The sequence below is a fragment of the Nocardia sp. NPDC088792 genome, assembly GCF_044750615.1.
GTDB lineage: Bacteria > Actinomycetota > Actinomycetes > Mycobacteriales > Mycobacteriaceae > Nocardia.
Genome location: NZ_JBIVKC010000005.1, coordinates 479,593 through 494,087, shown reverse-complemented (window position 1 = coordinate 494,087; position 14,495 = coordinate 479,593). Strand labels below are relative to the sequence as shown.

Sequence of the window (14,495 nt, the reverse complement as noted above, 5' to 3'; positions counted from 1 at the left end):
GTTGCGGCGGACCGGCCCGTCGCGGTGGTCACCATGTCAGCCCCAGGTCGGCGAACACCTTGTCGGCGAGTGCGATCGGGTCGGTCTTCTTCTCCAGATATCCGGTCCTGGCGAACTTCTCGATGCCCGGCGTGATCTCGGGCTTGAACTTCACGGCGGACGGGTTGTAGCCGTACGTCTTCAACGTGGCCTCGATGATATTGCGATCCGCGGCCACATACTTGTTGTCCACTTCGATGCCCGCGGTCTGTGGCACATTGGCGCCCACCCAGCGGCTGCCCTCCGCCCACGCCGTCACCAGCGCCCGCGCGGTATCCGGATCCTCGCGCAGCAGACGTCCATTGATGGCGGTCGCGCAGCAGAACAGTTCCCGGTTCGCGCCCGTCTGATTGTTGGTGAGCTCCCGCGCCTTCCCGCGCAGGGTCGGCACCAGCGCATCCGGGTCACTGCCCGCGACGGCCTGAATATCGCCGCGCACCAGCGCATCCCCCAACTGGTCGCCCGGATACACCCGCCATTCCACGTCCTCGCTCGGATTGATCCCCGCATCGAGCAGATCCAGCGAGAAGAACGACATGGACGAATCCCCGATGGCCCCCACCCCGATCGTCTTGCCCCGCAGTTCCCCGATGGTCTTGATCGGACTGTCCGGCGGCACGATGAGCCGCAGGCAGCCCTCATGCAGCCCCGCCGCCAGCTTGGCATCGATCCCCTGCTCGATCGGCTTCAGCCACGAAAAGAAGATCCCGGGCGCCGCATCCAGCTTCCCCGCCCCCACCGCATCCTTGATCTGATCGCCGCCCGTCTTGACGGCCTCCACCTTCAATCCGTGCTTCTCGAAAATCCCCGCGTGCAAGGCCGCGAACAGCGGCGCCTCACATACCCCGCCCCCATACCCGATCTTCAACGCCCGATCGACCGGCCCCGACCCCGGCGTCCGCCGCGTCGTCAACCAGGCCGCCAACCCGCCACCGGCCACAACGGCGGCCGCAATCCCCGCCCCCGCGAACAGCTTCCGCCGCGACAACCCCGGAACCTCGAGCTCCCCGGGTACTTCCAGATCGTCTTCATCGTCGGCGGCACTCGGGTGCCCGGCAGTGACACCACCGGCCACACCCTCATTACCGGCGGCAGCTTCGGTGCCGGCGACACCACCGTCCTCCGCGGATGCGGCGGCGCCCGCCGCCGACCCGTCGGCATTATCGTGCGGTCGGGCCTGTTCGTTGTCGGTTGCCATGGCCAGGGTCCTCCTCATCGCGGCGCACCCACACCGTTATTCGGAGCCGGAGCGCCTCCCTCCCCGGCCGATCGCCGGGGGCAGCCTCGCCAGATTCGCAAAACCGTTCTCGCACGAACAGATTTCGAGTCACCACGAACACAAGTCCCCGGCAGGCGGTGGCCCGGCCACCCCCGACGTTCCGATCCCCCGGTAAAGATCAATAGCGAAGTACGGCAACATAATTCACTCCGCACGACTGCTGTCACACGGAGTGAATTTGCTGCCATACGGAAGTGATTTTGCTGGACGCACAGCAGAGGTCCGGGTACACAGCGGAATTCAGCCCGGAAACGACAACAGGTGGAGAGCGGCAATCGCTCTCCACCTGATTCTTCGGAGCCGCCTGCGAGAATCGAACTCGCGACCTTTTCATTACGAGTGAAGCGCTCTACCGACTGAGCTAAGGCGGCGTGCCTTCCGGCGTTGCGAGTGTATCGTCTCGGGCCCGGATCGCGAAAATCGGTGGTCGCGATCACCCGGTGGTGGTCAGGCCGCGCGGGCGGCCATGAGGGTGGCGACCATGGCGGCGACCGCGAAGCGGGGCTTGACGTTGGTTTCGAGGGCCTCACGGCAGTCGAGGACGGCCTGGATGCAGCGGAGCAGGCCCTCGGGGCGGATGTCGGTGGCCAGTTCGCGGATCTGATCGGCCATGTCCGGGTGGGTGAGGGTGACGCCGGAACGGGAGTCGGCGGTGGCCGCGCCGAAGCGGACGGCCAGGGCATCGCGGTAGAGACCCGCCACATCGATGAGCGCGCGGTCGAGCGCGTCACGCCCGGTCCGGGTGGCTCGCGATTTCTGCCGCTTCTCCAGGTCCTTCAGCGCGCCGGCCGAACCGCGAGTAGCAGAGGCAGCGCCCTTGCCGGTGCCGCCCGCGCCGAGGGCGGTAGCGAGTTCGTCCCGCTCCTTCTCGTCGCGGGTGGCGCTGACCTGTTTGGCCTCGTCATCGGCGGATCGCACCAGATCGTCGGCGGCGTTGTAGGCGGCCGCGGGCCGGGCGGTGGCCGCGACCAGGGCGAGCGCCTTCTTCCGCCGGGCGCGCGCGTCCTCGTCGGTGGCGAGCCGGCGGGCCCGGCCCACATGACCGCCGCTGACCGAGGCCGCCCACTGGGCGACCTTGGCGTCGAGGCCATCCCGTTCGCGCAGCACCTGGGCGATGGAGTCGACCGACGGTGTCGCGAGATGCACGTGCCGGCAACGGGAGCGCAGCGTGATGGAGATGTCCTCCGGATCCACCGAGGGCGCGCACAGCAGGAACACCGTCCGCGCCGGCGGCTCTTCGACCACTTTGAGCAGCACGTTTCCGGCGGCCTCGGTCAATCGGTCGGCATCCTCGACCACCACGACCTGCCAGCGGCCGGTGCTGGGCCGCCGCGAGGCGACCTGCACGATCTCGCGCATCTCCTTGGTGCCGATGCTCAAGCCCTCGGGCACGACCCGCCGCACGTCGCCGTGGGTGCCGGCCATGGTCGTGGTGCAGGCGTGACATCGCCCGCAGCCCGGCCGTTCCGGATCCGTGCACTGCAGCGCGGCGGCGAAACACAGCGCCGCGACCGACCGCCCCGATCCGGGCGGCCCGGTGAACAGCCACGAATGCGTCATGGCCGAGGACGATCCCGCACCACCCCGCGCAGCCACCGCGGCAGCGGTCAATTCCGCTTCCACCGAATCCTGGCCGACCAGCCGATCGAAGACACCCGCCACGGCATACACCCTACTGGCGGCCTACGACATTCCCCCGCCGCCTCCGTCAGGAAGCGCGCTGATAGGTCGTGTTCGCGCCGTCCAAGGCCTCCCGGATGATGTCCGCATGCCCGGAGTGATGGGCGATCTCGCGCAGAATGTGTAGCAGGATGTAGCGCACCGTCATCCACACCCGCTCCGGAGCCCACGGCGCGGTGGGTGTGGGGATCGAATCCTCCAGGTTCGGCAGCTCGCGAATCAGCGCGGCGGTCCGCTCCGCCGTGGCATCCCATTCCGCCAGCAGGCCGGCGACCGACTGGTCCGGCCCCAGCTTGTACTCCGAATCCATTTCGGAGACATCGAATTCGGAGTTCGGATCACGTTCGACGATGACCCGCGTCCAGTGCTGTTCGGTATGCATCACGTGATGCAATAGACCGCCGAGGGTGAGCTCACTGACCGTCGTCCGGTGCCGGGCATCATCGTCCTCCAGCCCGCGCACCGTGATCCGGAACAGCTCGCGCTGGTTGTCCAGCATCTTGATCAGTTCTTCACGCTCGAGATCCGCCATCGAATATCCTTCCCCTGCTGCGTGTTCGGGCATCACGCTACGGGAGGACACCGACAGAAACGGGTGGAAATCCACCGCCCTAGACAGCGGATTTCCACCCGGAACTCGATCTTCAGGACTGCGCGGCAGCCTTCGACGCGGCGGCCTTCTTCGCCGCCACCTTCTTGGACGTGCCCTTCTTCACCACATTGGCCGGATCGGTCGCCTTGATCGCCGCCTTCTTCGCGGCGGTCTTCTTGGCCGCGGCGGTCTTGGTGGCGGCCTTCTTCGCGGGCGCCTTCTTGGCGGTCTTCTTGGCCGCCTTCTTCACCGGCCCCCGTGCCCGCCGATCCGCGAGCAGCTCGGAAGCCCGCGCGTCGGTGATGGATTCGACCTCGTCGCCCTTGCGCAGCGAGGCATTGGTCTCACCGTCGGTGACGTACGGGCCGAACCGGCCGTCCTTGATCACCATCGGCTTCTCCGACACCGGATCCACGCCCAGCTCCCGCAACGGCGGCGCACTGGCCGACTGCCCGCCGCGCCGCTTGGGCTCGGCGTAGATCTTCAACGCCTCGTCCAGCGTGACATTGAAGATCTGATCCTCGTTCGCCAGCGAACGCGAATCGGTGCCCTTCTTCAGATACGGCCCGTACCGGCCGTTCTGCGAGGTGATCTCCTCACCCGACACCGGATCCACACCCACCACCCGCGGCAATGACAGCAGCTTCAGCGCGTCGTCGAGCGTGATGGTGGACAGCTCCATGGACTTGAACAGCGAGCCGGTGCGCGGCTTGGGCGCCACCGCCTTCTTCGCGGTCTTCTTCGCGCCGGTGTCGATCTCCTCCACCGGCTCCGGCAGGATCTCGGTGACGTACGGGCCGAAACGTCCTTCCTTGGCGACGATTTCGTGCCCCGACTCCGGATCCTGGCCCAGCGAACGGCCTTCCTGCGGTGTCGAGAACAGCTTCTCGGCCACCTCCGGCGTCAGCTCGTCGGGCGGCAGATCGTCGGGCAGGTTCGCCCGCTGCGATACCGAATCACCTTCCGGGTCATCGGGATTCGTAATCATGCGTTCCAGGTACGGCCCGAACTTGCCGACCCGCACCACCACGTCGCGACCTTCGTCGTCGCTGAACAGCTTGATGGAGTTGACTTCTCGCGCATTGATGTCGTCGAGCCGCTCGCCGACCATCTTCTTCAGGCCGCCGGATCGCGCCACCGAACCCTGCGCACCGTGATCGCCGCCGAAATAGAAAGAGGTCAGCCAGTTTCCGCGCTGCTCGCGCCCGCCGGCGATGGCATCGAGGTCGTCCTCCATGGCCGCGGTGAAGTCGAAGTCCACCAGCCGCCCGAAGTGATCCTCCAGCAGCCCGATCACCGCGAACGCCACCCACGACGGCACCAGCGCACTACCGCGCTTGTACACATATCCGCGGTCGAGAATCGTCTTGATGATCGACGCATAGGTGGAAGGACGCCCGATGCCGAGCTCTTCCAGCGCCTTGACCAGCGAGGCTTCCGTGAACCGCGGCGGCGGATTGGTGGTGTGCCCGTCCGGCAGCAGTTCGATGGCGGTGACACCCTGCCCCTCGGTCAGCGCCGGCAGCCGCGATTCCGCATCGTCGGACTGACCGCCCGCCTCCTCGTCGACGCTCTCGACGTACGCCTTCAGGAAGCCCGCGAAGGTGATCGTCCGGCCGGACGACGAAAACACGCACTCCTCACCGGTATTCGCCATACCGGTGATCCGCACCGTCAAGGTGGTGCCGCGCGCGTCGACCATCTGCGAGGCGACCGTGCGCTGCCAGATCATTTCGTAGAGCCGGAATTCGTCACCGTCGAGCTTGTTGTGCAACTGCCCGGGTGTGGCGAAGGTGTCGCCGGAGGGCCGGATGGCCTCGTGCGCCTCCTGTGCGTTCTTGACCTTGCGGGTGTACTGCCGCGGCGTCGGGCTCACATATTCCGCGCCGTACAGCTGTGTGGCCTGCGCCCGCGCCGCGTTGATCGCCGACTCGGACAAAGTCGTCGAGTCGGTACGCATATAAGTGATGTAGCCGTTTTCGTAGAGCCGCTGCGCGACCCGCATCGTGCGCTCGGAAGTGAAACGCAGCTTGCGCGCCGCCTCCTGCTGCAAGGTCGAAGTCATGAACGGCGCGTACGGTTTCCGCGTGTACGGCTTCGACTCGACCGAAGTAACAGTCAAATCCACGCCGTGCAGCGATTCCGCCAGCCGCCGTGCGTATTCCGCATCCAGCACGACCACGCCCGAGACGGTCTTCAACTGACCGTCGGCACCGAAATCGCGACCGGACGCCACGCGCGCACCGTCGACATTCACCAATCGGGCGCCGAAAACGCGCGGATTCCCGCCCTCTTCCTGCCCGCCGGCATCCAGTTTCGCCGCGATATCCCAGTACTCGGCGGAACGGAACGCCATGCGCTCCCGTTCCCGCTGCACGATGACACGCGTCGCCACCGACTGCACCCGGCCCGCCGACAACCGCGGCATGACCTTCTTCCACAGCACCGGCGAAACTTCATAACCGTAGAGCCGGTCCAGGATGCGCCGCGTCTCCTGCGCGTCGACCAAATCCTTGTCCAGCTCGCGCGTGTCGGCGGCCGCGGCGAGGATGGCCGGCTCGGTGATCTCGTGGAACACCATGCGCCTGACCGGCACCTTCGGCTTCAGCGTCTCCAGCAGATGCCAGGCGATGGCCTCGCCCTCGCGGTCGGGGTCGGTGGCGAGGTAGAGCTCGTCGGCGTCGGCGAGCAGCGCCTTCAGCTCGCTGACCTTCGCCTTCTTATCCGGGCTCACCACATAGATGGCCTCGAAATCATGATCGACGTCGACGCCGAGCCGGGCCCACTGCTGGCCCTTGTATTTGGCGGGTACATCCGCCGCACCTCGCGGCAGGTCCCGGATATGACCGACCGAGGCCTCCACCACGTATCCGCGGCCGAGGTAGGGGGCGATCTTGCGGGCCTTCGTCGGCGACTCGACGATCACGAGACGACGCAGGGAACGCCCCTGGTCGGGTGCTGATTTCGGCGATGCACCGCGGTCTCGTGTTGCCACCGGCGAACACACCTTTCCTGTCGATCCGCGCGGCGCTGGTGCGCGCGAAACGCGGCTGGGGCATGCGGCTGCGACTACTGATATCGCTGCCAGCAACGTTTATACCGTGTTCAAAGGCCGCGGCTCGTGCGCGGCGACGATGTAGCCCCTGATCGTGATCGAGTGTAATGGGTCCGGATATGAGTCGTCCCCCACCGCCGGGTGGCGATGGGGGACGGATACCTGTGGGTCAGCCCGCTCTCAGAGCGCGCGCACACCCGTGGCCTGCGGGCCCTTGGTGCCCTGACCGACCTCGAATTCGACCTTCTGGTTCTCCTCGAGGGTACGGAAGCCCGATCCCTGGATCTCGGAGTAGTGGACGAAGACGTCAGCGGAGCCGTCCTCGGGCGCGATGAAGCCGAACCCCTTCTCCGCGTTGAACCACTTCACAGTTCCCTGTGCCATTCTGTTCCTTCTCTTTCCATACCGGAACGGCGGACAAGTAGGTTCATCCACCGGGTCCGTTCCGACCGCTGTACTCTGTTCCCCCTGCAGGAAAGCACCCAGTACACCGTTCGCAACATCGATCCTGCTGATGGTTTGGACTTTGGATCCGTCCCTCGAACACAGAAGCTTGCGACCAGGAACCAGTGAACCATGTCTTCGCGCAATTCAACAGCCGAGTTACCCACAATTTGCAAAAAAGTTGATCTTGCGAATGCGCAGGTGAGGGGCATAATGCCCAAATCCGTACTTGAAGTTGGTTTGCTTCCTGATAACAGAGCGAGCATCTGGCAAACGGGGTGTGAGGCGGGTCGCTACTCTGCAGTGAAATGGCAGGTAGACGACAGGGCGCACACACCTTTCGCACCCCCGGCGCGTGTCGCGGCAACGCTTCGATGAATCCTGGCGACGTGACGCGCCCGATCCGAGACGCCGGCGATACCAGCTATGGGAGATCGTTGCTGAATCGTGTCCTCTCAGGGGTAGAAAAAAGTGACCCCCGCCTCACCCATATCGCGGAGCTACCACCGCGTGCGGCCCAGGTCACGAAATGGCCCGAATGGACATCTCCGGACGTCATCGCCGCAGTTCAGGCCGCTGGCGTCGAGGAACCTTGGAGCCACCAGACACTCGCCGCAGACCTGGCCGCGGACGGCGTGCACGTCGTCGTATCGACCGGTACCGCCTCCGGGAAGTCGCTGGCCTATCAGCTACCCGTGCTCACCGCGCTGCAGGAGGATCCGCGCGCTACCGCCCTCTATCTCTCGCCCACCAAGGCGCTGGGGGCCGATCAGCTGCGCATGGTCAACGAGCTGACCAGCGAAGATCCACTGCGCGGCATCCATCCCGCACCCTATGACGGGGATACGCCCCCAGAGATAAGGCAATGGGTGCGCGCCCACGCACGCTGGGTTTTCACCAATCCCGACATGCTGCACGTGGGCATGCTGCGCTCCCACCAGCGCTGGGCCCGCCTTCTGCGGCAGCTGCGGTACGTGGTGGTCGACGAATGCCATATCTATCGGGGTGTATTCGGATCGCACGTGGCGCTGGTGCTGCGCCGGCTGCGGCGACTCGCCGCGCGGTACGGGGCGGATCCGGTATTCGTGCTGTGCTCGGCGACCGCCGCCGATCCCGCCGCGACGGCCTCCACACTCATCGGCGCGCCGTGCGTCGCGGTCACCGAGGACGGGTCGCCGCAGGGGTCCCGGACCGTCGCACTCTGGGAGCCACCGCTGCTCGGCGGGGGCGTGACCGGGGAAAACGGTGCCGCGGTGCGGCGTTCGGCCGGGGCGGAGGCCGCGAAGATCATGGCCGATCTGGTCACCGAGGGCGCGCGGACGCTGACCTTCGTCAGATCCAGGCGCGGCGCCGAACTCGTGGCCATGGACACGCGGCGACTGCTCGCCGACGTCGATGCCGGGCTGGCCGAACGGGTGGCGGCCTACCGGGCCGGATACCTCGCCGAGGACCGGCGGGCGCTGGAAGCGGCGCTGTCGGAGGGCTCGCTGCTGGGCGCGGCCACCACCAATGCGCTCGAATTGGGCGTCGACATAGCCGGTCTGGATGCCGTCGTGGTGGCGGGATATCCCGGCACGGTGGCCTCGTTCTGGCAGCAGGCCGGGCGGGCAGGTCGGCGCACGCAGGGGTCATTGGTGCTGCTCATCGCCCGTGACGACCCGCTGGACACCTACCTCGTGCATCATCCGGAGGCGCTGCTGGGCAGGCCGCTGGAAGCCACCATCACCGATCCGCACAACCCTTATGTATTGGGTCCGCATCTACTGTGCGCCGCAATGGAGCAACCGCTCACCGACGCCGAGGTGCACGAATACCGGGCCTGGGAACTGCTTTCCGGGCTGGCCCGGGACGGCCTGATCCGGCGGCGGCCGGGCAATGGACGCGACGGCACGGCCCGCTGGTACGTGACCGCGGACGCGCACCCGCACGATGCGGTGGACGTGCGCGGCGGCATCGGATCCGCAATCGCGGTCGTGGACGGCGAATCGGGCCGCATGCTCGGAACCACCGATGCGGGACGGGCGCCGGCCACCCTGCATCCCGGGGCGGTACATCTACATCAGGGCGAGAGCTATGTGGTCGACGAACTCGACCTGGACGAGGGCGTCGCACTCGTGCACGCCGATACGCCGGGTTGGACCACCAGCGCCCGGGCGGTCACCTCATTGGAAGTCGACGAGGTCACCGAACACCGCGTACACGGGTCGGTCACCACGGCGCTGGCAGACGTGCTGGTGACCCGCCAAGTCATCGGCTACCTGCGCAAACTCCCCAGTGGCGAGGTGCTGGACATGGTGCCGCTGGACCTGCCCGCACAAACCCTGCCCACCCGCGCGGTGCTGTACACGGTCACACCGGACCTGCTGGCGCGCGCCGGGATCGACGCGCGACGGGTCCCGGGCGCGCTACACGCCGCGGAGCACGCCGCCATCGGCATGTTGCCGCTGGTCGCGACCTGTGACCGGTGGGATATCGGCGGCGTGTCGACCGCCGAACATGCCGATACCGGGCTGCCCACGGTGTTCGTCTACGACGGTCACCCCGGCGGCGCGGGCTTCGCCGAGCGCGGATTCACCCGGCTGCGGCACTGGCTCTCGGCCACTCTGGCGGCCATCGAATCGTGTGGTTGTGCGGGTGGATGCCCGTCCTGCGTGCAGTCGCCGAAGTGCGGAAACGGGAACAATCCCCTGGACAAGGCGGGTGCGGTGCGGCTGTTGGCGGCGATCCTGGCCGAGCTCGGGCCGGATGACGGCGACTGTCCCGAACCGTGATCATGACGTCGCCGTGGCGAGATCGGAGCGCCATGCGACCGACCGGTTGGGGCTGGTCAGCTGAGAAGTATCGGGTCGGTCCGGGCGCACCCGCCCGGGCGGCGCAGTAGGCGGGCCCGGAACGATTAAAAAGGGATGTGATCCTGTTAACTGGCAGGTTGCTCCGTTCGATAATGTCGTTAGCGGATTTACCTGTGCATTCTTTCCGATCAGTCTTCGGAACGAATTGGAAACCGATCGATACCCAATCTATTCGCCTATCGGTTTCATCGAATATCGGCATTGATCGACTACTGATGTGGCCCGCGCCATCGCATTCTTAACCAACCGCTCAGTACGAGACATTGGCTCGCTACCGCCAATCCCCCAGCGGCCCCGCCCGCGCTCTCGCACGCACTTCCCGGACACCCATCGGACCCAACTCCACGCGGCCCACGACTTCGACTGTCACATCCCACCCATCCGGCACACAAGTCATCAACCGCACACCCATTCGCCGGCCTATTTCCGCTGCCTGCCCGCATGCCGCGGCGGTACCGGAGTCCAGGTCACCGGCGGCCGCCAAGGCCGCTAGATCCGCCGCCGCCTGCGCCCGGTGCCGGCCGGTCACCGCGACCCCGACCTGTGCCGCCAATACTGTGATCGCCAACACGGCGACCAGGACCAGGCAGGCTGTGACGGTGACCGCACCCTCATCCCCTCGGTGCGCTTTCTCACTCCAGTCCGCGGGCGTGTACGTCACGGCGTGTCCGCACCCGGTTCGCGAGCCGCAACCGCACTCGCACTCAGGGTGAGCGGAAGCAGTGGTGAGCGAGCGCTCACCGTGGCGGTCACGAAGTCCGCGTCGTGCCGCACCCCGACCTGTGCGCCCGGGGGCGCCACCCGGAGCGCCAGGGACACCGCCGCGGCGTCCTGACCGCGCGCAGACAGCCGGGCTGCCTCCCGCGCGGCGTCGACACAGCGGATCTGTGCCGACGCCGCCAGCAGAGCGGCAATACACAGCACCAGCACCGCGACCACGGCCGCCAGCGCGAGCGCGGCCTCCACCGTCGCCATACCGCGATCAGCGGTAGTGCGGGTGATCAGCCGACCGTGGTCTTCAAGGCACGGTCGATGATCTTGGTGAGGGCGTTCACGATGCTGTCGCCGGTCACCACCGTGTAGAGGACGGCGCCGAAGGCCGCGGCGGCAATGGTGCCGATCGCGTATTCGGCGGTGGACATGCCGTCGTCGGCCATCGCGGCCAGCAGCAGGCGAGTTCGCAGTTCCCAGGCCAGATTTCGCACGGTCTCTCCCTTCCTCGATCCGATGCGGTCGTTCCGCATCGGCACAGTCGCGGTGCACACCGGGCCGGTTCACACCAGACCTCCGCCCAGCACCCGGCCCGCCAGGCCGATCACCACCGGCACGATCCCCAGGCATACGAAGGCGGGCAGGAAACACAGACCCAGTGGACCGCCGATCAATACCCCGGCCCGCTCCGCCCGCGCCGCGGCCGAATCCTCGGCCTCGGCCCTGCGCTGTTCCGCCAATTCGGCTACGGCGGTGGCCAGTCCGGCGCCGGACCGTGCCGACCGTCGCGCCATCCGCGCCAGCGCCCCCACGGCGGCGTCCGAGCAGCCGGCCGTCGCCTGCTCCCACGCGGTCGCCGAATCCGCGCCCAGCGCAAGGAGATCCGCCGCCCGCCGCAATACTCCGCCCAATGGCTCGGCAGCGCCCGCGGCCACCGCCCGCGCCGCGGCGGCCGCGGGCAGCCCCGCGCGCAGACAAGCCGCGAACAGGTCCAAAGTGCCCGCCGCATCCAGCGGATCGGCCGTGGGCCGCTTGCCCACCCCATCCCGGTCCCCGACCGACCCCGCACTTTGTAACCGCCGCCACCTGCGCAATCCGGCGACCCGGCCGGGCAATACCAGCAGGGCGCAGGCGCACGACAGCGCGGCCAGCGAAAGCAGGTTCATGACTTCGCCTTTCCAGAGTTCGGGGCTCACCGCAGTACCTTCGCGGTAATCGCATCGGCCCAGAGCAGACCGGCACAGGTCAGGGCCACACCCAGCGGGAGGAGGAAAACGCCTGCCGGCGAGACGAAGAGCACGTGCAGCGGGGCGGCGCCCATGAGCTGCCCCAGCAGGATGCCGAGCAGCGGCAACATCGCCAGCACCATTGCCGAGGCTCGCGCGCCGGCCAGCGCCGCCCGCGTGCGCTCCCGAAATCTCCTGCGGCCCAGCAGATCCAGCCGAGCCGCCGCAAGCAGTTCGGCCAGGGCGAGACCATGCCGTTCGGCGATCCGCCAGGCATCGGCCACCCGCGACAAGTCCTGCGCCACCACCGTTTCCGGCCGCCGTAGCCCCTCCGCGCCCGACCCACCCAACCGGCTGCGCGCCGCACCGACCGCGAAGGCCCGCGCCACCTCACCGCCGACCTCGCGAGCCGCCACCTCCGCCGCCGCACTCGGATGAGCCCCGATCCGCAACTCACCGATCACCGCTTCCAGCCCCTCCAGCAGCTGCCCGGTCTCCGCGGCCCGCCGCCGATCCCGCACCGCACGCCGCCGCCGTAACCCCGCCGTCGCGGCCACCAGCCCCGCCGCGACCAGCGGCCCGAGTTCGAAAACCAGCAAACTCGGCAAGGCCAGCACCGGCAGTACCCGAATCAGCGCACCGGCCCCGGGCTTTCGGATCCGCGGCGCACAGCGATACAACCGCAGAAAACGCCGGCGAGTCGCGGGCGCGGGCAGGGCCAGCAACGCCAGCGCCAGGCAACCCAGCGCCGCACTCCCGCCGTGGATCCCGGCACTCATCTACGGCCCCGCCACGTCGGAATCTCGGGCTGCGGAACCCCGGGCCGGCACACACTCCGCCACCCCGGCCTTAGCCCGGGCGGCTGGGTACGGCGCATCCGAAAGAGTTTGTCGCACCGCTGATCCCGCGTGCCACAGGTGCACGCGCATGCGGTGGACGGTGGCGGGACATACCTGCGCGGCCCGAACGCAGCCGACGGATGCGGTGGAGCACCACCCACTGGCGCCGATGAGAGGCGGCTGCCGGAGTGCGGCGGCCCGGTACGGCTGCCCGATCGTTCCGACGGAGTTCGGCTTACCGCCCGCGGCGGCACAGAGGCTGTGCCCGGTGCGGACAAAGCGACGTCCGATTCCAGTGAATGCACAGTGGCGAGCGGTGGCTGAACAGGAGCCTCGGCGGATGAGCTGGTCGGTCGGGAGGCGTTCATGGCGTTGTCCTTTCGTCGAGGAGGTTGTTCAAAGGTCGAGCAGCGGGGGTCGGGTGACCGGGATCGGCGGACCAGGCGGGCAGGATGTGGACCTGATCGTGAGTACGGGTGACCAGGCCTATTTCGCGGAGGGTGCGGGCGCCGGTGGGATGACGGTGGACGTGCAGGATGACCTGGATGGCGGCGGCCAGCTGGCTGTGCAGGGCCGGGCGGGACATACCGCCCAGCGCCGCAAGGGCTTCCAGACGGGCGGGCACCTCGCGCGGAGAATTCGCGTGGACCGTTCCCGCGCCGCCGTCGTGGCCGGTGTTCAAGGCGGTCAGGAGATCCACCACCTCCGCGCCGCGAACCTCGCCGACGACTATGCGGTCGGGACGCATGCGGAGGGCCTGGCGGACCAGGTCGCGCACCGTGACCTCGCCTGCGCCTTCGACATTCGCGGGGCGGGCCACCAGGCGGACCACGTGCGGATGCGGTGGCGCGAGTTCGGCCGCGTCCTCCACGCAGATGATGCGTTCGGCCGGATCGACCGTGGCGAGCAGACCGGACAGCAGGGTGGTCTTGCCCGCACCGGTACCGCCCACCACCAGAAAGGCCAGGCGGGCTCGGATTATGCGCTCCAGCAGGGCTTTCGCCTCGGCCGGCATGGCGCCCGCCGCGGCCAGCGCGTCCAGGCCCTGGGTGGCGGGGCGCAGGATGCGCAGGGACAGGCAGGTGCCGCCGTGCGCGATTGGCGACAGGACTGCGTGCAGGCGGACGCCGAACGAATCGCCCAGCGCCGCTTCGGATCCGGAGAGGCGACCGTCCACCCAGGGCTGGGCATCGTCGAGGCGACGCCCCGCCGAGAGCGCCAGGCGCTGCGCCAGCCGGCGCACCGCCGCCTCGTCGGGAAATCGCACCGAGGTGCGCCGCAGACCGTGCCCGCGATCCACCCACACCGCATCCGGCGCGGTGACCAGCACATCGGCCACCTCCGGATCGTGCAGCAGCGGTTCCAGCGCACCCGCGCCGGTCATCTCGGTCTGCAGCAGCCGCAGGGCCCGCAGCAGATCGGTATCCCCCAGCACGCCACCGGCTTCCGCCCGAATGGCCGCCGCGACCTGCGCCGGATCAGGCTCGGAAGCGCTCTCGGCCAGCCGATCCCGCACTCGATCCAGCAGCTCCGCACTCACCAGCCCACTCATCGCAAACAACTCGCCCCGTGGATCACGCGAGGCTCCGTCGGCGCACCCGAGCGCCGGACCACGCCGATCGACGCGCGCGCCCCCAACGGCAGCCCGGCCGACCGCGCTTGCGGCCCATCCGGTCCACGGAGCGGGCTGGTTGTCACACGCACCCGCAACCAGCAGGGGCGCCGCCCCGGCGCGACCGGTACCCGCACCCACAGCCACCGCGCGGCTGTTCGCTGGG

12 protein-coding genes and 1 tRNA gene are annotated in these 14,495 nt (G+C 68.1%); 1 reads left to right on the top strand and 12 read right to left on the bottom strand.

Annotated elements, in window-relative coordinates; all coding sequences use genetic code 11:
- Positions 1-28: 28 nt before the first annotated feature.
- The 6 genes from ACIP5Y_RS34455 to ACIP5Y_RS34430 all read right to left on the bottom strand — a co-directional run bounded on the left by ACIP5Y_RS34455 (position 29) and on the right by ACIP5Y_RS34430 (position 7,029).
- Entirely contained in the window at positions 29-1,237 is a 1,209-nt protein-coding gene (locus ACIP5Y_RS34455) for an ABC transporter substrate-binding protein (RefSeq protein WP_400356578.1), read from the bottom strand.
- 379 nt (positions 1,238-1,616) lie between these two features.
- Positions 1,617-1,689, bottom strand: a tRNA-Thr gene (locus tag ACIP5Y_RS34450).
- Between the two features lie 76 nt (positions 1,690-1,765).
- Complete coding sequence (locus ACIP5Y_RS34445; RefSeq protein WP_400356577.1) at positions 1,766-2,980, bottom strand: DNA polymerase III subunit delta'; 1,215 nt, start codon at positions 2,978-2,980, stop codon at positions 1,766-1,768.
- Between the two features lie 46 nt (positions 2,981-3,026).
- A complete protein-coding gene (locus ACIP5Y_RS34440) occupies positions 3,027-3,530 on the bottom strand; it encodes a DinB family protein (RefSeq protein ID WP_400356576.1) in 504 nt (167 codons plus the stop codon).
- Positions 3,531-3,642: 112 nt separating this feature from the next.
- On the bottom strand, positions 3,643-6,516 hold the full coding sequence (gene topA / locus ACIP5Y_RS34435) for a type I DNA topoisomerase (protein ID WP_400356938.1): 2,874 nt from the start codon (positions 6,514-6,516) through the stop codon (positions 3,643-3,645).
- Between the two features lie 309 nt (positions 6,517-6,825).
- Positions 6,826-7,029 (bottom strand): cold-shock protein, encoded by a 204-nt coding sequence (locus tag ACIP5Y_RS34430; RefSeq protein WP_029925108.1) that lies wholly within the window; start codon positions 7,027-7,029, stop codon positions 6,826-6,828.
- A gap of 434 nt (positions 7,030-7,463) precedes the next feature.
- Here ACIP5Y_RS34430 and ACIP5Y_RS34425 point away from each other — a divergent pair, with 434 nt between their 5' ends.
- Complete coding sequence (locus ACIP5Y_RS34425; RefSeq protein WP_400356937.1) at positions 7,464-9,860, top strand: DEAD/DEAH box helicase; 2,397 nt, start codon at positions 7,464-7,466, stop codon at positions 9,858-9,860.
- 352 nt (positions 9,861-10,212) lie between these two features.
- Here the strand turns inward: ACIP5Y_RS34425 and ACIP5Y_RS34420 are convergent, their stop codons facing one another.
- The 6 genes from ACIP5Y_RS34420 to ACIP5Y_RS34395 all read right to left on the bottom strand — a co-directional run bounded on the left by ACIP5Y_RS34420 (position 10,213) and on the right by ACIP5Y_RS34395 (position 14,269).
- Complete coding sequence (locus tag ACIP5Y_RS34420; RefSeq protein ID WP_400356575.1) at positions 10,213-10,602, bottom strand: Rv3654c family TadE-like protein; 390 nt, start codon at positions 10,600-10,602, stop codon at positions 10,213-10,215.
- Positions 10,599-10,916: a TadE family type IV pilus minor pilin gene (locus tag ACIP5Y_RS34415; protein WP_400356574.1), complete on the bottom strand. Its 318-nt coding sequence runs from the start codon at positions 10,914-10,916 to the stop codon at positions 10,599-10,601. The genes ACIP5Y_RS34420 and ACIP5Y_RS34415 overlap by 4 nt, the downstream gene beginning before the upstream one ends.
- A 26-nt stretch (positions 10,917-10,942) precedes the next feature.
- A complete protein-coding gene (locus ACIP5Y_RS34410; protein ID WP_400356573.1) occupies positions 10,943-11,146 on the bottom strand; it encodes a DUF4244 domain-containing protein in 204 nt (67 codons plus the stop codon).
- A gap of 69 nt (positions 11,147-11,215) precedes the next feature.
- Positions 11,216-11,818, bottom strand: a complete 603-nt coding sequence (locus ACIP5Y_RS34405) for a type II secretion system F family protein (protein WP_400356936.1) — start codon at positions 11,816-11,818, stop codon at positions 11,216-11,218.
- 26 nt (positions 11,819-11,844) lie between these two features.
- Positions 11,845-12,657 carry a type II secretion system F family protein gene (locus ACIP5Y_RS34400; protein WP_400356572.1) on the bottom strand — a complete coding sequence of 271 codons (813 nt, stop codon included), beginning with the start codon at positions 12,655-12,657 and terminating at the stop codon, positions 11,845-11,847.
- 424 nt (positions 12,658-13,081) lie between these two features.
- On the bottom strand, positions 13,082-14,269 hold the full coding sequence (locus ACIP5Y_RS34395) for a TadA family conjugal transfer-associated ATPase (RefSeq protein WP_400356571.1): 1,188 nt from the start codon (positions 14,267-14,269) through the stop codon (positions 13,082-13,084).
- Between the last annotated feature and the right edge of the window lie 226 nt (positions 14,270-14,495).

Bases quoted from the DNA above. Each gene is read 5' to 3' on its own strand.
- ACIP5Y_RS34455 (WP_400356578.1), bottom strand. From the start codon at position 1,237: ATGGCAACCGACAACGAACAGGCCCGACCGCACGATAATGCCGACGGG.
- ACIP5Y_RS34440 (WP_400356576.1), bottom strand. From the start codon at position 3,530: ATGGCGGATCTCGAGCGTGAAGAACTGATCAAGATGCTGGACAACCAG.
- ACIP5Y_RS34430 (WP_029925108.1), bottom strand. From the start codon at position 7,029: ATGGCACAGGGAACTGTGAAGTGGTTCAACGCGGAGAAGGGGTTCGGC.
- ACIP5Y_RS34425 (WP_400356937.1), top strand. From the start codon at position 7,464: ATGAATCCTGGCGACGTGACGCGCCCGATCCGAGACGCCGGCGATACC.
- ACIP5Y_RS34415 (WP_400356574.1), bottom strand. From the start codon at position 10,916: ATGGCGACGGTGGAGGCCGCGCTCGCGCTGGCGGCCGTGGTCGCGGTG.
- ACIP5Y_RS34405 (WP_400356936.1), bottom strand. From the start codon at position 11,818: ATGAACCTGCTTTCGCTGGCCGCGCTGTCGTGCGCCTGCGCCCTGCTG.
- ACIP5Y_RS34400 (WP_400356572.1), bottom strand. From the start codon at position 12,657: ATGAGTGCCGGGATCCACGGCGGGAGTGCGGCGCTGGGTTGCCTGGCG.
- ACIP5Y_RS34395 (WP_400356571.1), bottom strand. From the start codon at position 14,269: ATGAGTGGGCTGGTGAGTGCGGAGCTGCTGGATCGAGTGCGGGATCGG.